This is a genomic window from Pseudovibrio sp. WM33 (assembly GCF_001623165.1).
Taxonomy (GTDB): domain Bacteria; phylum Pseudomonadota; class Alphaproteobacteria; order Rhizobiales; family Stappiaceae; genus Pseudovibrio.
The window spans coordinates 131,207-134,406 of record NZ_LMCK01000063.1 but is presented as its reverse complement, the minus strand read 5'-3'; the positions used below and the strand labels follow the sequence as shown (position 1 = coordinate 134,406).

3 protein-coding genes are annotated in these 3,200 nt (G+C 39.9%); all 3 read right to left on the bottom strand.

Annotated elements, in window-relative coordinates; translation table 11 throughout:
• Positions 1–351 precede the first annotated feature (351 nt).
• On the bottom strand, positions 352–1,908 hold the full coding sequence (locus PsWM33_RS12025; RefSeq protein WP_244276692.1) for a DUF2326 domain-containing protein: 1,557 nt from the start codon (positions 1,906–1,908) through the stop codon (positions 352–354).
• 61 nt (positions 1,909–1,969) lie between these two features.
• The gene (locus PsWM33_RS28860) at positions 1,970–2,194 is read right to left on the bottom strand and encodes an ABC-three component system middle component 7 (protein ID WP_063300387.1); all 225 of its coding nucleotides are present in this window, start codon (positions 2,192–2,194) and stop codon (positions 1,970–1,972) included.
• Entirely contained in the window at positions 2,191–2,982 is a 792-nt protein-coding gene (locus PsWM33_RS27140; protein ID WP_153039935.1) for an ABC-three component system protein, read from the bottom strand. The genes PsWM33_RS28860 and PsWM33_RS27140 overlap by 4 nt, the downstream gene beginning before the upstream one ends.
• Positions 2,983–3,200 lie beyond the last annotated feature (218 nt).

Below are 3,200 nucleotides of genomic sequence, written 5' to 3'. Positions count from 1 at the left end.
AACCATCTCTCCGGGACAAACACGAAGACCCGGGACCCATGAGGCGTCACCTCACGCTTAGCTGCTCTTATCGTCCGCACTCCCCAGCAGCCACCTCATCAGCACTCTCACCAATGCCCTCACAAGCAGCTCTGGATCCCGGATCACCGCTCCGCTCGTCCAGGATGACGCCAAAGGGCAAAGCAATCCCACACCCCAACACCGTCATCCCGCACTTGATGCGGGACCCAGCAAACCTCACGTGCTCTAAACGTTCATGAAAACACACCCGCAAACAAAAGCCTCTCAACGACCCAGCGCTTCACGCCAGGTAACATTCCGGGCCCCGAGCAGGGATCTAAGCTAAGTAGTCTATGATTTGCGCCAGTCGCGTGTGAATAAGACACTGGCATTTGAGAGTTTAAGGATGCAATTTTCTAACAACTTCTTTTCAGTTGCTTGTCCGTATTTCTCTATTTCGTCTATTGAAACAAAAGACTGTTTTTCATCATCCTCGTAAAAAGGAATAACGCCACTCACGCCATTGTTTTCGATATTCTTAAAAAGCAGAGAGTCATGAATTAATAAGGGCAAGTTTGTTAGTTTAAACATGGCTAGGTCAAACAAGACCAAGTTCATGTACGCTTTGCCAGTACCGGTATCCTCGACTGTCGCATAAGAGTATTTACTTTCAGATAGATCCAAAAAAGGACGCTGTCGTTTTGGGCCGTAGATGGTATCGACTAGGGTATCTATGCATGTATTTATTGCAGCTTCAACAAGCTCCAAACTGTAAGACTTCTCGTCAGTGTAATCTTTTTTGGTTCTTTTGATCTGCTCGTTTATGAAGCTATTTCTTTCGTAAAAACTATTCTCTGATTGTAATTTTTGATCTTTCTTGAAAAGCTCTAAAGCCCGGCTGAAAATAGCCTCAGCTATTGGTTTTGGAGCAGCGTGCTTTTCTAAGCGTATTTGCTTTTCAATCTCTTCGTTGATTTCCTGAAGTTCATCTTTTAGAACCTCAGTTGCTTCAAGTAATTCGCTACGTTCGTTCGAAAGATCATCACTTAAGATCTCGGAAATTTGAAAGTGAAATTGCTCAATCTTTTGAAGTTTCTTGACGTTGATTTCAGGGAAGAGTTCAACTACAGGTTCAAAACTTATGCTTGCCAGATGTCGATTTTGAGAGAGATCTCGATCAATCCTCTTCAATCTAACACTTTGTCGCTCAAGTTCATTTAAAAGATGGTCTTTAGCTTCTTTCAACTCGACCGTTTTTTCACTAAGGAGCGAGTTGACGTTAATGGCATATTTTTCCAAGTTCTCTTGGATATGGTCCATTTTTGATGTGATATCAGTTAACTCTGCACTATTTTGATTATACTTAGTCTTAGTTATCTTTGGTACAATACTCGCATCGAAGGCGCTTTTTATTTGTGACTTTTCATCTTTTAGAATTTTTAACTTCTCAGATAATTGTGCGATGCCATCGAAAGTGTTGAAAATTTTCAGTGCAAAATCAACGCACTCAATGGATTTTCTAGCCGGTGATAAATGTAAAGGACGCGAAACGTCTAAATTTTCTCTTTGCCAAATTCTTGCGAATAACGAAACTATACTTCTGAATGTCAAGCATTCATTTGGTATTTTGTATAGTTTTTTGAGTTTGTGAGTGTATTCTTCTAAAGATATTGCGTATAGTTCATTATAATATTTGTCACAAACATAGACTGTTTTGCTTTTGTTGGTGTGGCGAGAGAAAAAGTATTTTTTATGGTCAAACTCAAAGCAAAACTGATAGCTGTGATCTCCCAGCTCAGTTATTATATCAGTGTTGAGTTTTAGTAGGTCGTTGCCACCAAAAACGAAATCTACAATCATTAAGAGGGTAGATTTTCCGATTGAGTTTGTAGCTTCAGCATCACCCAAGACTACATTTAAACCGGGTTTAAATCTGATCTCCGGTTGGCGAAATTTGTTACAACGTAGTTTACAAAGCATATTTAACTACCTGAAGATCAAAGTCGATTTCGATTCTGCTTGTTAAATAGAGAAGATCTAGGGCCAATATGAATTCACTTACATCTTCAAAGTTTTTTCGATTTCTTCGATACAGTTCTTTGATCGAGATATGATCGTCAGGGTGGCTGAGCAGAATAGGACATTTTCCTAGAATACTTTGATCTAATGAATGGAATTTATTTGGAATAATCATTCATAGATCTCGCAATTTTGGACAAAGAAGGCTGCTATGATCTCAGCATATTCGAGGCGACTCGCTTTGGTCTTGAAATGTATCCAACCTGCAATTTTGTCAAAAATCTCAGATTGGTCATCGCACGTTTTAGATTGCTCTAGATAAAACAATTTAATTTGCATCGAGAGAACGTCAGAAAACTCCATGTTTTCTTTATCAATATTGGAAATCAATTGCCGAATTAGAGGGTAATACTCGACAACGTACCCTTTAATTTTTTGCTTCAAGGGCCTCGGAAAAGGAGATTGGATCTTACTATCGATGGTTTTTGCATCGTAGTTGAAATCAACCCTCTCATCAGGCTGTACATCAGCAGCTAAGCTTATAATGATGTTTGAAATCTCTTGTCGTAATTGATAGTCCATCCAAGTGTCGACGCTTTGATCCGCTTTAATCAGCGCTTTCTTGATATGGTATAATTCCATATACCCTGAAAAGGTACGAGGGTTATCGAAGCCATCATGGCAGTCAAAACACAAAGGGATTAAATTGTCTGCGTGATTAACATCATCATTTAATGTCGGAGCATCCTTTAGCAAACTTCGCTCAAATAGCGTTGGATTTAACGGGTAAATGTGAGCGAGTTCGTAAGCTTTACGCGTTTGTTTTGCAGTTTTCCTAAACAGTGATTTTTGGCAAAGTGGGCACCTACTTTTCACCTGAGTTAAAAGTGAAATTGCAGTAGGATCGCTGTATGACTTTCTTGGTACGTTTGCATGTATTGGCACTTGATACGCAAGCCTCAACTAAATGGTCTGCTCAGCTTACAGTTGCATATGAATTAAATTCAATCAAATGAAGATTGTTAACTTATAGAGCTTTTCGCTTCGTCCCCCACCTGCAACAACTCCCCATTGACACCGCATGCATCTACAGCCATCCTAACAACGAGGCTTCACAACCTCTAACAACGCGGTACCGCTCCCGTTAACTAGCGGATTTTTTGTGCCTTTTTTCTGAAAGT